This is a genomic window from Ligaoa zhengdingensis (assembly GCF_014384885.1).
In the GTDB taxonomy this organism is placed as follows: Bacteria; Bacillota; Clostridia; order Oscillospirales; family Ruminococcaceae; genus Ligaoa; species Ligaoa zhengdingensis.
The window spans coordinates 20,972-37,671 of sequence record NZ_JACRST010000020.1 but is presented as its reverse complement, the minus strand read 5'-3'; the positions used below and the strand labels follow the sequence as shown (position 1 = coordinate 37,671).

7 protein-coding genes, 1 tRNA gene and 1 pseudogene are annotated in these 16,700 nt (G+C 58.0%); 6 read left to right on the top strand and 3 right to left on the bottom strand.

Features of this window, described 5'->3' with window-relative positions; all coding sequences use genetic code 11:
• From H8711_RS11020 to H8711_RS11000, 5 genes and pseudogenes are all read left to right on the top strand, one after another.
• A pseudogene (locus H8711_RS11020) lies at positions 1-501 on the top strand (hypothetical protein); the annotation flags it as partial.
• Positions 502-772: 271 nt separating this feature from the next.
• Positions 773-3,430, top strand: a complete 2,658-nt coding sequence (locus H8711_RS11015; protein WP_249283499.1) for an ATP-binding protein — start codon at positions 773-775, stop codon at positions 3,428-3,430.
• 175 nt (positions 3,431-3,605) lie between these two features.
• The gene (locus H8711_RS11010; protein ID WP_249283498.1) at positions 3,606-9,071 is read left to right on the top strand and encodes a glycerophosphodiester phosphodiesterase family protein; all 5,466 of its coding nucleotides are present in this window, start codon (positions 3,606-3,608) and stop codon (positions 9,069-9,071) included.
• Between the two features lie 186 nt (positions 9,072-9,257).
• Entirely contained in the window at positions 9,258-9,803 is a 546-nt protein-coding gene (locus H8711_RS11005; protein WP_249283497.1) for a DUF3795 domain-containing protein, read from the top strand.
• Positions 9,804-9,994: 191 nt separating this feature from the next.
• Positions 9,995-10,186: a hypothetical protein gene (locus H8711_RS11000; RefSeq protein ID WP_249283496.1), complete on the top strand. Its 192-nt coding sequence runs from the start codon at positions 9,995-9,997 to the stop codon at positions 10,184-10,186.
• 518 nt (positions 10,187-10,704) lie between these two features.
• On the opposite strand, the gene H8711_RS10995 is transcribed toward H8711_RS11000, so the two are convergent.
• From H8711_RS10995 to H8711_RS10985, 3 genes are all read right to left on the bottom strand, one after another.
• A tRNA-Ser gene (locus H8711_RS10995) sits at positions 10,705-10,795 on the bottom strand.
• A gap of 141 nt (positions 10,796-10,936) precedes the next feature.
• Positions 10,937-12,025 (bottom strand): class B sortase, encoded by a 1,089-nt coding sequence (locus tag H8711_RS10990; RefSeq protein ID WP_249283495.1) that lies wholly within the window; start codon positions 12,023-12,025, stop codon positions 10,937-10,939.
• 117 nt (positions 12,026-12,142) lie between these two features.
• Positions 12,143-13,189: a resuscitation-promoting factor gene (locus H8711_RS10985; RefSeq protein WP_249283494.1), complete on the bottom strand. Its 1,047-nt coding sequence runs from the start codon at positions 13,187-13,189 to the stop codon at positions 12,143-12,145.
• A gap of 739 nt (positions 13,190-13,928) precedes the next feature.
• Between H8711_RS10985 and H8711_RS10980 the strand changes: the two genes are divergently transcribed.
• The gene (locus H8711_RS10980; protein WP_249283493.1) at positions 13,929-16,580 is read left to right on the top strand and encodes an autotransporter outer membrane beta-barrel domain-containing protein; all 2,652 of its coding nucleotides are present in this window, start codon (positions 13,929-13,931) and stop codon (positions 16,578-16,580) included.
• Positions 16,581-16,700 lie beyond the last annotated feature (120 nt).

The following is a 16,700-nucleotide window of genomic DNA, read 5'->3' as shown; positions in this document are numbered from 1 at the left end:
AACGCGAAGCTGGATGAGGGAGCGAATGTTCCCGCGACAGTGATCGACGCCCTGAAGAACAAGGGCGTGACCGGAATCTTCGAGATCGGCGGCAAGGATTACGCAGTGAACGGCGCAGGCGAGCTGAAGGGGTACAATGCGGCGGCAGTGTATTACACCTCCGATGAGGTCAAGGCGATGGCCGGCACTGCGCCTGCTGCGAGCGGCAATGCCCCCGCAGCGAACAGCAACCCGGAGACGGGCGGCGAGGTTCCCGCGGCGGTGGCGCCCGCAGCGCCCGAGGCGACGGTTCCTGTGGAGCCGGTCGTACCCGAAGTCCCCGCGGTGATCGAGCCCGCAGCCCCGGCTGAGGCGGAAGCGCCTGCGGCGCAGGTGGAAGCAGCCGTGGAAGAAAACAACAACAGCTTTGTGATCGGTGCGCTGATCGTCCTTGCGCTGTTGGCGGCTGCGGCTGCCACAGTTGTGGTGATCCGCCGCAGACAGCACGAGCTGGAGAAATAAGCTTTTCCTTTCCTTTTTTTCCTCTTATTATATTTTCCTAAGGCGGAGGCGCGGTGCGGCAGGTTGCTGCACCGCGCTTTCGCCGTCAGTGGGCAGCACGAAAACTGATCCGCAGCGGGAAAAAGAAGAGCGCCCGGCGTTCCCTCAGGGGGGAGCGCCGGGCAATTTCTTATTATGACGATATCACGGGGAAATCGATCCCTTTCCTTGACCGTGCTGGAAAGAAATGTTAGACTGAACTGTAATCAACTGGTACTGTGAGGGGAATCCTGTGAATCAAATTGAAGCGAAAACATTGCGGCTCTGCGCAATAGCCATTTTGGCGATGCTGTTGTTGGCCTGCCAGTCGCTATGTTTTGCGGCTGAGACAGAGAAAGCCGAGGTTCTTCGGGTGCCCTTTACAGAGGTCGAGGGACTGATGGAAACCGCTGAGGACGGAAGCCGCCACGGCGTTATCGTGGATTACTTCAGTGAGATTGCCAAATATACCGGCTGGAAATATCAATACATCGATACTGAACCCAGGCGGATGGTGACAGAGTTCTTAAACAGGGAATATGACCTAATGGGCGGAACGTATTATTCGCCGGAGTTTGAGGAGCACTTTGCCTATCCAAACTACAGCTGTGGGCACAGCAAGGTGCTGCTGGCGCGCCAGCACGAATACAGTGTCAGAAGTTATAACGTGGAAAGTCTGGATGGAAAGACCATCGGTGTCTATGAGAACGCCCAAGAGGGCATCCGGCGGCTCAATGAATATCTTTTGATGAATGCGGTAGACTGTACCCTCAAATCCTATACTTACGATCAGCTCACCCACACCTCCTTGACCGAACGCCTCAAAAGGGGTGAGGTCGATCTGGTATTGGAGAGCATTGCCGATGATTGCTCGGAGCTCCATGTAGTCGCCGCCTTTAACGCGCAGCCCCATTATATTGTCACGGCTGCGGATAACCAAGAAATTTTGGATCAGCTCAATTTTGCGCTGGAAAATATCATCGATTCCAATCCGAATTTTGCTGAAGAACGCTATGCTGTTCACTATCCCAACAACATCGTATCCAATGTGTTTTTAAACGAACAGGAGCTGGAGTACATTCGGCAAAAAAAGGTGGTGACTGTGGCGATGCTGAAAAGTTATCATCCCCTGGACTGCCGGGTCACGGAGGACGGCTCCCACAACGGTATGGTGCCCGACTTTTTGGAGAAGGTCACGGAGTTCACAGGATTAAAGTTCGAGTATCTCTATGCCGATGACTATTTGGATATGCTCAATATGGTACAGGAGAAACAGGCGGATATCGCGGGTTTCTATCTCGGCAGCGAAGCGGAGGCGGTCCAGGACGGGTTGGCGCTCACCAAATCATATGTAACGATGAATGATATCATTGTGCACAACAAGTCTGTCAGATACCCAGCGGACGGGCTGGCCGCACCGAACGAGCAGGAGATACAGCAGCACTATTTGTACAATGCGGTGCCGGTCACGCGGTTTTATAGCGGTGTCGATATCAGTTTTGCTCTGTCCTGGCCTGCGCAGGCGGAGCTGCTCACCCTGCTGAACAAATCGATCACCAGGCTTTCCGACGAAGAAAGATCGATGATCGCCAATCAGAATATGATTTCTGTCAGCAAGAGCCGGTTTGCACTGGAGGATTTGGTCTATTCCAATCCCGTCATGTTTGTATCGGTCGTCGCCTTGGTTCTTTTTCTCGCAGTCTTTGTGATCCTCATGCTTGCGCGCTACCGTATGCGCGCCGCCGTGATGCGCAGCGAATTGGAGAAAGCGGGAGCGGAAAACAAGGCAAAGGGAGCGTTTCTCTCCCGTATGAGTCACGAAATCCGCACCCCCATGAATGCGGTGGTTGGGTTGTCCGATCTGACCAGCATGATGAAGGGAGTCCCCGAACAGGTGCAGAGCAACCTCGTCAAAATACGGGCCTCCTCCCATTATCTGTTGGGACTGATCAACGATATCCTGGATATGAGCCGCGTCGACAGCGGAATGTTGACCCTCGTTTCAGAGCCGTTTTCCCTCAAACGTATGCTGACCGATCTGAAAAGTATGATGCAGGCCGAAGCACAGCGGCAGGGGTTGGAGTTCACAATGGAAGCCGACGTCCTCCACGAAGCGCTGAAGGGGGATGAAATCCGTCTGCGGCAGGTGCTCACCAATCTGCTTTCCAATGCGCTCAAATTTACGCCGCCTGGGGGACGCGTCCAACTGCGCGTGGTGGAAACCGGCGCGGATGAGCAGGGAGCGACCTTTAAATTCCGTGTCATCGACGACGGCAATGGAATTTCCCCGGACGACCAACAGCGGACATTCGACGCCTTCGAGCAGGCGGGGACCAGCCAGTCCCGCAGCCAAGGCACGGGACTGGGGCTTCCCATCAGCAGCATTGTGCGCCTGATGGGCGGCGAGCTAAAGCTCGACAGCGAATTGGGGAAGGGCAGCACCTTCTATTTCACCGTCGCACTGCCCTTTGGGAAGTTGCCCGAAGAGGCGGATGTCTCGGGCGATACCGCGCTTCTCGAGGGGTACAGGCTCCTGCTGGTGGAGGACAACGAGCTGAATGCGGAAATTGCGGCGCAGCTGCTTGAGATGCAAGGGGCGGCCGTTCAGGTGGCGCCCGATGGAAAGCAGGCGGTCGAACGGTTTGCCAGCTCCGCGCCGGGGGAGATCCAGGCGATCCTCATGGACATTCAGATGCCGGAGATGAATGGATTGGAGGCGACGCGCGCCATCCGTGCGCTCGACCGTCCGGACGCGGCTTCCGTTCCCATCATCGCCATGACGGCGAATTCCTTCCAGGAGGATATCGATGCGGCGATGCAGGCCGGAATGAACGGCTTTATCGCCAAGCCGCTGGATGTCCATATCCTCTATACAACCATCCTCGATCTGCTGCGGAAGCATCGGGAATAGAAGAATGCTTTGTGCGGTCCCCCTCGTCCAAGCCGGACGCGGGGGACCTTTTGCGTGCAACTCCGTTTTTCCAAAACCTGACACAGATTTCACAGAAATGGGATTTCTCCCCGGCTTTCTCATCGGATATAGTGGTAGTGCCAATGGAAAAAGAAATCATCAGGAGGGAAAACCCATGAATCAACGAATCAGGCGCACAATCGCCGCACTGCTGGCTGCGGCGATGATGTTTTCCTACGGCGGCACGGCGCTCGCCGCCGAGGTGACCACATCCCCTGCGGAACAGCCGGCCGCAGCGGCGGAGATGCTTTCTGTTGCGGAGCTAGAGTCCCCGCGGGCGGCCGCCGATGATCCGGGACAGCCCCAGCCGATGGATACCTCCATCTCGGCACTGAACGCGGAGTTGGAGGGGGAGCAGCCGATGGAGAGCGGAGAAACCCGCACCCTCACCGTCACCACCGACGCCACGGTCAGCGGTCCGGTTGATCTGACCGTATCGGTCGACGGCATGGGCTATGTACGCGACGGCCTGGAGCTGCATTGGAACGGCGCGCGCAACACGCGCGACGGCTTCGACGCGGCGGCGGATGTCTGGGAGGACCTAAGCGGTCAGGGGAACGACTTGGCCCTCACCCTGGATGCACAAAATTACTGGGATGAGGAGGCGGGCGGATTCCGTCTGAACTGCAAGGAATTCCCGGTGCCTCAGGGTCTGGTGGATCTCGTCAACGCCGATGCGTTTACCATCGAGCTGGTGCTGGACGACTACACCCTGTTGGGCAGCGACTTCGGCACCATCCTTTCTTCGGCAAACGATAACTTCAGCTACTTCCATCGCAAGTCCAATGGGGTGCTGGAATTCAAAAATGCCTCCAACAACCGGCCGACCGCAGCGGGGGCTGAAAGCATCCTGCAGGGCTCCACCGGAGCAGTGGTATTCGAGAAGGGCGCCACCAGCTTCCTCTATGTAGACGGCGAGGCGGTGTCCACCTTTACCCCTTCGGTCAATATCGGCGCCAACGCCATGAAGCTGGGCCACGCCGACAATACCCGCAAATTTTCGGCCCTCATCAAAGCCATCCGCATCTATGACCGCGCGCTGTCCGCTGAGGAGCTCGCCCACAACCGCATGGTGGACGAGATGGGCGCAGGGATCCAGGGCAGGGTGGGGGACATCCCACTGGATGAAGGCAAAGCTACGGTCACAGCGGAGTTCACAGAAGGTGTGGCGGAGCTTCCCGTCGTCCTGCGCGGCGCGGGCGACTACACCCTCACCGTGACCGCGGGCGAGGCGTCCGATTCGGTGGACCTCACCCTGACCAGCCCCTACGCCGCCATCGCGGGCCTGCTGGAGGGTCTCGCGGTGGAGTATACCACGGCGATGGGTGAGGACGAGATCGAGGCCCTGGTGGCGGAAGAGGCCGCCGCACGGCTGAATGATGAGGACAGCGGCGTCACCTTTGAGGAGCTCTCTGTCGAGGCGGATCGGCTGGAAGCGGGCGTCTATCGTTTGACGGTCGAGCTGGATGGTTTGCCCATCCGCTTGGATGTCCAGGTCGCGGAGACCATCCTCTACACCGACGAGGAAAAGACGCAGCAGGCGGCCAACCTGCTTTGCAATCAGCTCTTCCCGGTGCCGGAGGACCTCACCGGCGACCAGCGCACTGACGCGGTGCTGAAGCGCGGAAGACAGATTTTGGAGGACAGCGAATTTGCCGCAGCGGGCGGCGCAGTCGCTGTGGAGGATCAAGGCGACGGCCGCTTTCTGCTCCAGCTGACCTTGGGCGAAGCACAGGAGGAGACCGCTGTCACGGCAAATGTGGTCTCCTGGAGCGATTCCTTCGCGCAGACCCCCGCAGGAGAGCTCCCCGAGGGGTGGAAGCTGGCCGCGGCAGAGGGGGTGACCGCCGAAGTGAACGACGGCAAGCTGCTGTTCACAGCCGCGAACGACGATTCGGGCAGCTCCCGCCTGCTCACCCCCATCTGCCCGGACGGCAAGGTGCCGGTCCGCTTCACCTATGAGGCCGACATCCGGTTTGTCGAGGCCAATAGCGACAGCCGCTGGGCAGGGCTCATGTTCCTTTGCCAGGGGGATACCTGGTACCAGAGCATTGCGCGGCAGGATGCGACCGCCGCCAACGGGATGGAGTTCGCCCACTGGAACAACGGGTGGAACGTCATCAATAAGGGCAGCTACAGCGAGGCGCTCGCGCCTGAAAAGACCTACCACTTTAAGGCGGTCTATGAGAAAAACACCCTGAAGCAGTATATCAACGATGTTCACATGCTGACCACGCCGCTTATGGCGGAGACCGATGGCTCCTTCGGTTTCTCCTCACGCGGCGTCACCCTGGAGATCAGCAACGTCAAGGTGGAGCTTGTCCCCGGGCCTAAGGCGAGCGCGAACTTCTCGGCCGACCTGTATGAGCCAAAGACCGGGATGCCGCTGCCGCCCACCGTGGTGCAGGAGGCAGGGACCGATACCCAGGCGATCTTTGGGGCGGAGAAACGGCCCGCCACGGTCATCGTCTACCCGGACGAACAACTGCGGGTGCTCGACCGCCGGGGCGAGCTGATCGAAGCCTCGATGGACGACTATCTGGAGGAGGCCTGCGTCAACACCATGCCCGCGTTTTATCTGGGCAGCGACGCAGCTGCACAGGCGGTGAGCGCTTACATCGGGGAGAACGGCGTGCTCGACGCCTTCGTGATGGCGGACGCGGCACACGCCGAATGGGTGCGCACAGTTGCCGATGAAAATGCGCCGGTCCGCGGCATCATCGATTTCACCGAACTGCCCGCCGATCCCACCGACGCGCAGCTCTGGGAGGTCGTGACCACCACCAACGTCAACCACGCCAAAATCGCGGTCATTCCCGAGCGGGCAGCCTCCTTCGAGACGGTGCGATACCTGCAAAGCCGCCTCATCACCGTCTGGGTGAGGTGCTCCAGCGAGGCATCGGCGCTGCACGCGCAGATTACCAGCGGCGCGAACGGCATCGTCACCGAGGATTACAAAGCGGCTATCGCTGCCATCGAGAGCTACGACGAGATCACCTTCCAGCGCCCCGCGCTGATCACCGGCCACCGCGGTATGCCCAGCCGGTACATCGAAAACACCCTGCGCAGCGCGATCGGCGCATATGAGGCCGGCGCGGATGCGATCGAGAACGATGTCTACATCACCACCGACGGCGTAATCGTCATCGACCACGACGGCAATACAGGCCGCATGTACGATCAGGCGCTCCCAGTCGAGGGCTCCACCTGGGAGCAGCTCAAGGCGCTCAAATTCAAGGAAAGCTACCACCCGCAGGAGGGGGAGCGGATGAGCACCCTCGCTGAATTTTTTGAAGCGTTCAAGGGCAAGGATGTCGTCCACTTCATCGAGATCAAGTCCTCCCAGCCCAAGATCGTGGGCGCGGTGCGCCAGCTCGCTGAGGAGTACGGCGTGGTGGATCAGTGCGTGGTGATCACCTTCAACTACAACATCATGCAGGAGATGCGCAAGACCTGGCCCGAGGTCTCGTGCGGCTACCTCACCGGGCTCACCGATACAGGCAGCGCGCAGGGCAACGTCAGCCAGATCTGCGCCAACGTGCAGCCGGTCAACACCACCTTCAATCCATCCTTCAGCAACACCGCGGCGTTCGCACAGGCTTTGAAGGACGCCAACCAGCGCGGCGTCACTTTCTGGGCCTGGACGATCAACGGCTATGGCGGTATGAACGCAGCCGCCCTGATGGGCCTCAACGGCATCACCACCAACGACGCCTACCGCTTCGCCGATTATCCCGAGCAGGTGATCGCCCAGGATGCGGCGCTGCCGGTCTACGATGCGTCCAATCCCGAGTCGCTCTACCTGCCGCAAGGTGTGACCAAATCCTATCTGAACCAAGAGCTGGACGGCCTCGACTATCAGTTGGTGCAGATCGGCGGCGTTCCGCTTGAGAAGCTGGAGACCGAGGCCGGGGTGCGCTATTACGCCAGCGAGAACGGCACGGCGACCGCCATGCTCAAGATCGAGCAGACCCTGCCGGAGACCGGCGAGACGGTCGCGCTCTACTCCAACCCTTTCACCCTCACGTTCACCGGTGACGAACCCACCGACGTGGACAAGACGGCGCTGAAAGCGCTGATCGAGACAATCGATGGCAAATACGAGGCGAGCCGCTATACGGCGGCGAGCTGGGAGGCGCTGACCGAGGCGCTGACCGCAGCGAAGGCTGTCATGGCCGATGCGGCCGCAACCCAGCAGCAGGTGTTCGATGCGTACCTCGCGCTGGTGAAGGCGCGCGACGGCCTGACCTACGCGGTGGATACCAGCCTGCTTTCGCTGGCGATCGAGCTGGCGGAGGAAGCACTCAAGGACGAGAGCCTGTCGAGCCTCTCCAAGACAGAGCTCCAGAAAGTGGTGGACTCGGCCAAAGCGGTGCTGAACAACAGGGACGCGACCCAGGCCGAGATCAACGCGGCGTATACCGCGGTGATGACCAGGATCACCGAGCTGGTGAAAGCGGACAAGAGCCTGCTGAGAAGACTGATCGCGACGGCGGAAGGATTGGACAAGATGAACTACCGCCCGAGCGGCTGGGCGAAGCTGGAGACAGCTTTGACGGAAGCCAAGGCTGCGGAGACGAACGTCAATGCGACCGAGGCGATGATCAAGGCAGTTTGCGACAAGCTGGTTGAAGCGATCAACGGTCTGGTCAACGCACTGAACTACACGGGCATCAACAGTGCGATCGAGTTCGCGGAAAAGATTCTGGCGGACAGCAAATACGACGAAGCGACCAAGGCCGGTTTGGTTGAACTGGTAGAGGAAGCGAAAGAGCTGCGCGAGAAGGAAGACGCGGCGCAGGCGGAGCTGGACGCGATGGCGGCGGAGCTGACCAGAGCGGCGGCGAAGGTGCGTCTGGCGCAGACAGTTGCGGATGCGAACGCACGGAACGCGGCGAACTACACGGCGGCGAGCTGGAACGCGATGCTGGCGGTGAAGGCAGGCGCGGAAGCGGTGCTGGCGAACCCGAACGCGAGCGAACCGGAGCTGACTGAGGCGGCCGCCGCATTGACGAGCGCGGTCAAGGGCCTGGTGCGGAAGAGCAGCGGCTCGAAGGGCACGGCGTCGAACGTGAACAGCGACGACTACTGGTCGGGCGTAATCGAGAAGATCAACAGCGCGGACAAGGGCGACACGATCGGCGTGAAGATTGAGGAGGGCGCGATGATGCCTGCGACCGTGATCGATGCAGCGGCGGCGAAGGGAGTCAAGCTGAAGATCGAAATCGGCGGCAAGGAATACCTTGTGAGCAATTACAAGATCGACGCATTCGCGGTGTACTACAGTGCGGCGGAGCTGATCGCAATGGCGGACGGCGAAGCGCAGGCGCCCGTGGCAAGCGGTACGGCGAACAGCAACCCGGAAACGGGCGGGTCGGTCGAGCTCACGGCCGCTCCGGCGGTCCCCGCAGCGTCGATCCCCGCGGCGCAGGAAGAGGCAGGCGTGATTGAGCCGGCGAAGGAAGCCGCGCGGAAGGGCGGCATCCCCCTGTGGATGATCGCTGCTATTGCTGCGCTGGCGGTCGCATCCATCGGCGTTGGGGCGCTGATCGCAGAGCGCAGAACCGCTAAACAGCAGTAGTTTTCATTTCAATATGTGGATACCGGACTCCTTCCCCGTACAGCGGGAAGGGGTCCTCTTTTCTTCCTCTGATAAGGTCTGCGAAGTTTCAACGTATGGCTTGAAAGGTGTTCGGAGATATAGTAAAATTGTGTTGAACTTTGATTTTGTTGTTGGAGTCAGATGCGGATTGATGGAGAGGTTAAAATGAAAGGGTTTAAACGGGGCAATCCTTTGTTTTCTTTATGCGGTTTGAATTGTGGACTTTGCCCGATGAAAATTGGTGGGCACTGTTCCGGTTGTGGGTTTGGAAATCAATCCTGTAGGATTGCAAAATGCAGCCTGGAACACGGCAGTGTGGAGTACTGCTTTCAATGTGAAGAGTATCCCTGCGGGAGATATGAGCATATTGACGATTACGACTCGTTTATCACCCATCAGCATCGGAAATCGGATTTGGAAAAAGCGGAACACATCGGAATGAGCGCCTACAATCAAGAACAGGAAGAAAAAGCGGAGATTTTAGAGGTTCTCTTATCTGATTATAATGACGGGCGACGGAAAACCTTCTATTGTGTGGCGGTAAACCTTTTAGAAATTGATGAAATAAAGGGTGTTCTGAAAAGCATAGAGGAAGATACAGAATTGAGAAATATGGATATGAAAGAGAAATCAGCTTATATTGTAAAGAGATTTAAGGAACTGGCAGAAGACAATAAGATTGACTTGAAACTGCGAAAAAAGAAATCTTAGGATATAGGAATGAGACCATTTTGACTATGTTTGAATCAATAAACTTTTAGGGTGTTTTGAGGTTGAGGCTGATTTGCCCTCATAATACCGGTCCTTCTTGCGGCTTGACAGGCGGCGGTTCTTCTGCTATGATAAGCTACTCCCCATAAACGCGGGGATAAAATTAAACCGAACAGAAAGGAAAGCGGAGAATGGAAAAGTTTGTACCGTTTGAGAAACTCTCCAAGAAAAAGCAGCGGGAGCTCTGTGCCAAGCGGCGCGGCGGTTGGGGTGCGCTGAATCCTGTCACCCGCAGGCCGGAAAATCCGAAGGCATATAATCGCAAAAAGGCGCGGAAATGGAGCGATGATTCGTCCATGACCGCGCCTTATTATTTTTATTAAAAGGGAAAGGGCTGGAGCTGCAGATCATACGGCGCAGTACAGCCGCATTCGCGTTTTCAATATAAAAAAGCACCGGAGCAAAGCGAACTTTACTCCGGTGTGGGAAGGCCGGTTAACACCAATATTTTCTTGATAGCGGAAAAATGCCGCGTCTAGGGCAACCTTTCCAAAAAGCTGGTGGCAGCAGCAGAGGATTGATTCAGAGGCAGGCCGATTTTTGAGCGGTCAGCGAGGAAATCTGACATCAAAAGGGGGATAATCCCCCTATGAAAAAAAGCGAAAGCATATGCTTTTTTGGAAGGGACGGTTAAAACCGATATATTTCGGTAACGGAAAAAGCCGCCCGGCAGGGCGGCGCTCGCAAAAAGTTGGTAGCGCCGCGGAGGCGTCGTGAGGGCGCCCATAAGCGAACAGCCACAGCAAGCGTGACTTTTTGCGAAAAAGGAGGAGCAGTGAAATGAGTGCGCTCTGACTTATAAAAATAAGTCGGAGCAAGCGATATGCAGCTTGCTCCGACGTGGCGGATGAGGTGGGATTCGAACCCACGAGCCGCTTTCGCGACTACCGCATTTCGAGTGCGGGCCGTTATGACCACTTCGATACTCATCCATAGGATACGGTTGATATTATAGCAAATTTCCGCAGAAAAGGCAAGTCCCATTTCCATGATTTCGTGAAAAATATCGGGCTGCCCCACCGCGCCGGCTCTGTTTCGGCGCGATCGGTGACAGCCCGATCAGCAGTTCAAAATTACAGATTGGGACGAACTGGATTCGGATTCGCGGTGATGCTCACGGAGGTGTTCGCGCTGTCCACCAGCTTCGCCATCACAACAAAACGCTGGCGGTTGCTGGAGCCGAACCGGCGGGTGCAGGTGGAAAGGGTGATGATCTTGTCGCTTCCGGAGACCGGCACGTCGTAAATGTGCTCACTGCGCGCCTTCGCTCCATCGATGATCCACTGTCCGCCCGCAGAGGAGATATAGTTGAAGTCGATGTCGGTGTAGAACGCCGCAAAGATTTGCCAGACCATCTCATTGCCCTCAGTAGAGAAGTAGAGATAGGGGTGGCTCTGCGCAAAGGACAGGTGCTGGAACGCGGTCAACTGCGCAAAGTGGGTGTCCGAAGGGGACCCGATGCGCGGGTTGGCGCTGTAATTGGTCCAGTTGTGGCCGTAGATCACCGTGTTGGGCGACAGGCCGCCGGATACGCTGCAATTGCTGTCCACCCAGATGACGCCCTGTTTGCTGTAGTTCTTATCATAGCCCTTGGCGGTATAGTAATCGGTAGTGGGGCCCTGCACCACGGGATAGTTGATGTTGGTGCCGGGAACCTTGAGCCAGCCGATCACATCGCTGTTCTGCGCTTTCCAGGAGGCGATGTTATCCACACCGGAGCCGCCGGAATTGGTGGTGACCGGCGCCACAACAATGGGCTCGCCCTCAGCGGTGGTGATGGAAGCGGCCGCCTGCGCGCTGTAAAGCTCCTGCAAAAGCGGATGCACCGACACCCCCGGAGCCACGTCGAGATAGCTGACGACATAGGCTTCTTCAGAATAACAGGGCATCACATCCAGGTCGGGGATCGAAACCGGAAGGGTGGCGCTTTCCCCCTCCACCTCGCCGTCCGCTGCCTGCGCCACCACAACGGGGGCGTCGGGCTGGCTCAGGCTTTGGCACAGGTGGGTGATACCGAATCCGCAGCCCGTCAGCAGGACGAGCAGCATGGACATGCGAAAGATGGCTTTGGGCGGGATACGCCGCCGACCGCGCCGTGTGCGGCGTCTGCTCCTCCCTTGATACTCAGTATGCTCGCTTCCGGGTGCTCTGTGAACCGGCATGTGCGTAACCTCCCATAGTTTTCCAAATCGTCGCTATTTTGGACAACAGACGGCTAGGCCGCCTTTTCTAGTGGATATTATAGCACATGTAGGTGGCATTTGGCAATTATTTTGCCATCAATCCAAAACGTAAATATTGACATTTTTTACGCCGTTGAGCTCGCTTTCGCGGTAGGTCTCGTAGTAGAGATCCACATCGATCCGGCCGTCCATCAGGGCGATGCCGGTGTCGGACGCGATCGCGTAGCCGTACACAAAGCTGCCGTCCTCCGAGGTGATATACAGCAGAGAGTTGTAAGGGATCACCTTGGGGTTGACGGCCACATGGCCGTACTCCAGGCGGTTGCCCGAGGCGCCGCGCGCGCGGCTGCCAGCGCTGTAGCCGGTGGCGCGCGCGCCCTTAATCACCTTTTCATAGGTGGTGGGCACGTTGTTCACAATTTCGTAGCCCAGGTTCAGGTCGCTCACCGGCACGTCCGCACCCACCAGAGAAATCTGGGTGACCGGAGCCTCCACCACATTTTCGCCGTCCAGTGTGGCTTCCTCCACCACGCCGTCCACCGTCCGCTCGATGTAGGTCTTGACCAGGGTGCCGGTGCGCCCCGCCTGAAGGATTTCGCTGCGCCCGTTGCGCAGTAGGGGAGTATAGCGAATTTCTTCCTCGAAGGGGATTTCCTCTTCCACCTGGCTGGTGAGGTACTCCACGCGGTTAATGACGATCTCGTCGTCGGGTTCTACAAAAGTGGAGAGCGATTTATTGATCAAGTCCTGATCGTCGATCTCCACATCCGCCTGAGAGAGAATTTCACGCACTGTGCCGCCGGTTGTATGAACCGTGAGGGTTTTGCCGTCTGCGTTGATGCTTACCGGGAACGCCCGCGTGATGGTGACCTCGGCCACCTGGTTTTCAAATCCGGTGAACGCGACAGTATCAGCCGGTCGGACCTCGATCCCCTGATTCTCCAGGATCACATTGATATCATCCTCGGAGGTACGAATGAGGATCGCCTCTTCGAGGTCGTCGTCATGGATGTACACGGTGTTGATCGATGCGGAGGTCGCGTAGACCGTGACCGAGAGCAGTGCCGCCAACCCGGATACCGCAAATGCGCGGGATCGCAGAAGGCGCAGCACCGTGAGCAGCCATTTCTGAATGGTTCTCATATTGTTCTCCTTTGGTTTTTTGTTCTTAAGGCCGGTGGGCCCTCGCCCGCTCCACACCCGAAGCGAGGCCGCAGGACAGGCCGCCTTTTGCCGGCCGCAGGATGGCCTGGGAAAACCACCGCAGCCCGCCTTAAGTCTATTTTTACCAGAGCAGTTGTCATTATATTCAAAGCAAATTGATTTGTCAAATTTTTATAAATCCCATAAAGCGCATAAATAAGCCGTTTTTTTAAAAAAAATCTTTGAATTGTGAGGAAATAGCAACAAAAATGAATATCTATGCATTGATAATTCGTCAAGACAGCCAAATTTTTAAGCGGGCGTTTGTGGAAAAATATAACAATAACATACAGATATTGTGACATATTTCTGGGTATTATATCAAATGGCGCCTTCGCCCCTTCGACGAAAAGGGGCGAAGGCGCGGGCGGAGACATACCTTATATATAATAGGCGCGCCTGCGAAATAGCCTGCCAACCCCGGTCAGAAAGAAATTTTTACCGGCGGATGCAACAAAACACGGAAAACAGATTACTAATAATATGTAAATAATTTGGCAATCCCCTCGCTTTGTGCAGCACAATATGGTATAGTAAAGTCGAACTATTTCTATCTTTTTCTGGATTGGAAAGGAAGGTGGCAAGGATGAAACTAAAACAAATCTTTTCCCTCTTGCTGAGTGCATTGTTGGTATTCTCCACATTTGGAACGGCCGTTGTTTTCGCGGAGGAAACGGCCTTGCCCAAATCGGTCTCGATCGCTGACGGCAGCATTGTCGTCAGCGCGGCAGAAACCCCGGGTTATCTCACAGTTACATACGGCGCGGACCGGACAAAAACCGCCCCGTTTCTGAACAGCACCCCAATTGTGATCACCGGCAGCTCCACCGCCAACACCATCAGTGTGGGCGGCGGACTGACTGCGGCGATCACCCTTCAGAATGTTTCCATCGCGCCTGCGGCCCCGTCGGCCGCACCGGCGCTTTCGGTTGCCGACGGCAGCGCGGTCAGCCTCACCCTGAGCGGGGCCAACAGCCTCACCGGCGGCGCGGGTGCGGCGGCGATTTCGGCCGGCGCGGCCACCCTGACGGTACAGAACACAGCTGCGGGCGGCGGCAGCCTTGCTGCAAGCGCGGGCGCGGGCGGCGTGAGCGCAATCTCCTGTGGGACGCTGGCGCTTGCGGGCGGAAGCCTCTCGGCGAATTCGGGCGCGGTGACTGGATCGGTCACGGTGAATGCCAACGCCACTTTGACTGCAAAGGGCGGCCTGAGCAACAACCTCACGGTGAAAAGCGGCACGGCCAATGTCACGGGAAATGTCTCGGGTAAACTGCTTGTTGAGGCCGGCACAGCCACGGTCAGCGGAACTGCGGGCTCGCTGGAGACCAAGGGAGGCACGACCACGGTCGGAGCAGTCGGCAAGAGCGCCGTCGTGCGCGGCGGCACCGCAACCATCAACGGTGGCATGGACAGCCTGACCGTGACGGGCGGCAAGGCCGTCTGGAACGGCGGGGACGCCAAGGCGTCCGGTATCACCATCGTCAAGGGCGGCGAGCTGGCGGTCAATGCCGGCACGCTCGGGATCACCAAATTGCAGAACGGCGGCAAGCTGACGCTCAAAAATGCCGGTCTGATGCCGGCCCGCTTCGTGCTGGAGGGCGGCAGCTACAGCGTCGCAGGCGTGGACTATTACAAAGCGGTCGTCGATGGACTGCCCGCCAACACCACAGTCTCGGTGAACGGTTCCGAATACTCCACCGGCGGCAGCGGCAGCATCACCCTCTACCTGCCTGAGGGCTCCCAAAATCTCAACATCACCGATGCGGCGGGCAACAGCTATCCGGCCACGATCAATGTGACGAGCGACGGCAACGCCACCGCAACGGTGGAGCAGACCTGCAAGTGCAGTCTCACCGACTTTGTGCTGGTTGACCAGGCGGCTACCATCCCGGATGGGCAGGAATCCATCGTTTTTGACCTGCACAAGCTGTACGCTGAGGGCGCAGCGGTAGGTTTGACCAACGGCTGCACCCTGCACAGCGCGGATTCGGCCGTCTCGGTGGTCTACACCGTCGACGGCGTGCAGACGGCGGCCAACGAGCATTCGCTCACGATCGGCAAAGACAAAACCGCCGTCAAGGTGAGCGCGGTCGCCACCTTCAACGGCATAGAAAAGAAGAGCAACGAGGTCACCATCCGAATCGTCCGCGAAGTGGCGCTGACCCCGCCGGCCTCGGTTCGTTACGGCAAGGACATCGTCATCTCCCACAACGGCGGCGCGGATTTCAAAAATGCGGTCGATTATGTGGCTTTCGGCGGCGTGCAGGTTCCGGCCGACCGTGTGACCATTTCGGATACTGGGATCACCATCAGCGGTAAGCAGAACACCGAGGCGGGCGAGCGCTCGGTCTATGTCAAGCTGAAGGACGGCAGCGCCTACACCCTCAAGGACGCCACGGTCAGGGTGAAGGTGGAGAACAACATCGGCGTGGTGCAGCAACCCGCCTCGATCACCGGCAAGCGCGTCGGCGCCTCCTTCACGTCCCTGGGCCTTCCGGCCAAAGTGAAGATTGTGCTGGACGGCGAAAGCGGCAACACGATTGAATGTGCGGTCAAGTGGGATTCTAGCAAATACCGCTCGAGCAGCACTTCGCGTCAGACGATCACTGGCACAATCCAGGATTTGCCCAGCCATGTGACCCTCAACCCCGACACCAAAGAGGTGAAAATCTACGTCACGCTCAAGCGCAGCAGCTCTAGCGGCGGTTCCAACGAGCGCGATTACGAATATGAGTTCTGGTCGGATGTACTCGAACGCGTCAAGGAGGCGGACAGCGGCGACACCATCTATGTCAAGGCAGGGCAGTACGACAACATGCCCGCCTCGATTCTCGAGGAGCTCAAGGGCAGGAAGGTCACGCTGATCATCGAGCCGGAAAAGGGGAAGGACATTACCATCTACGGCAAGAATGTCAAGTCGGTACCGGCCAGCCGGATCAGCTACAGCCTGACCGAGCTCACCAAGCTCTACAAGGACGGAGGCAGCTCCAGCAGCTCGAGTTCGAGCAGCTCCAAGCCCTCCTCGTCCACCCCCACATGGAGCGGCAGCGTGCTGCCCTCCAGCTCGCAGCCGACGGCGCCTGTGACGCCGTCCAGCAGCTCCAGCTCATCGTCGTCCGAGGAGGAAAGCTCGAGCCAGTCCTCCTCCGAGGAAGAGAAGGAGAGCAGCGAGGAGGAGCTCGGCCCGGATGTTCCGACGGACACCGAGCCTGAGGAGCCCGAACCGGAGGACAAGAAGATGTCCCCGCTGGTTGCGGTCATCGGCATCACCGTCGCGGCGGCGGCCCTCTCCGGCATCATCGCCTGCATCGTGCTGCGGCGCAGACAGTAATTCCAAATGAAATTGACAGCAGCGGCGCCCTCTCCATGCAGTGGAGGGGGCGCTTTGCGCCCCCTGTCGAAAATGCGGCGTTGCGAAAAATTCAAAATATCGCTATAATGAATAGGTACC

Coding starts and splice junctions, on each gene's coding strand:
- H8711_RS11000 (WP_249283496.1), top strand. CDS start 9,995: ATGGAAAAGTTTGTACCGTTTGAGAAACTCTCCAAGAAAAAGCAGCGG.
- H8711_RS10985 (WP_249283494.1), bottom strand. CDS start 13,189: ATGAGAACCATTCAGAAATGGCTGCTCACGGTGCTGCGCCTTCTGCGA.
- H8711_RS10990 (WP_249283495.1), bottom strand. CDS start 12,025: ATGCCGGTTCACAGAGCACCCGGAAGCGAGCATACTGAGTATCAAGGG.
- H8711_RS11010 (WP_249283498.1), top strand. CDS start 3,606: ATGAATCAACGAATCAGGCGCACAATCGCCGCACTGCTGGCTGCGGCG.
- H8711_RS11005 (WP_249283497.1), top strand. CDS start 9,258: ATGAAAGGGTTTAAACGGGGCAATCCTTTGTTTTCTTTATGCGGTTTG.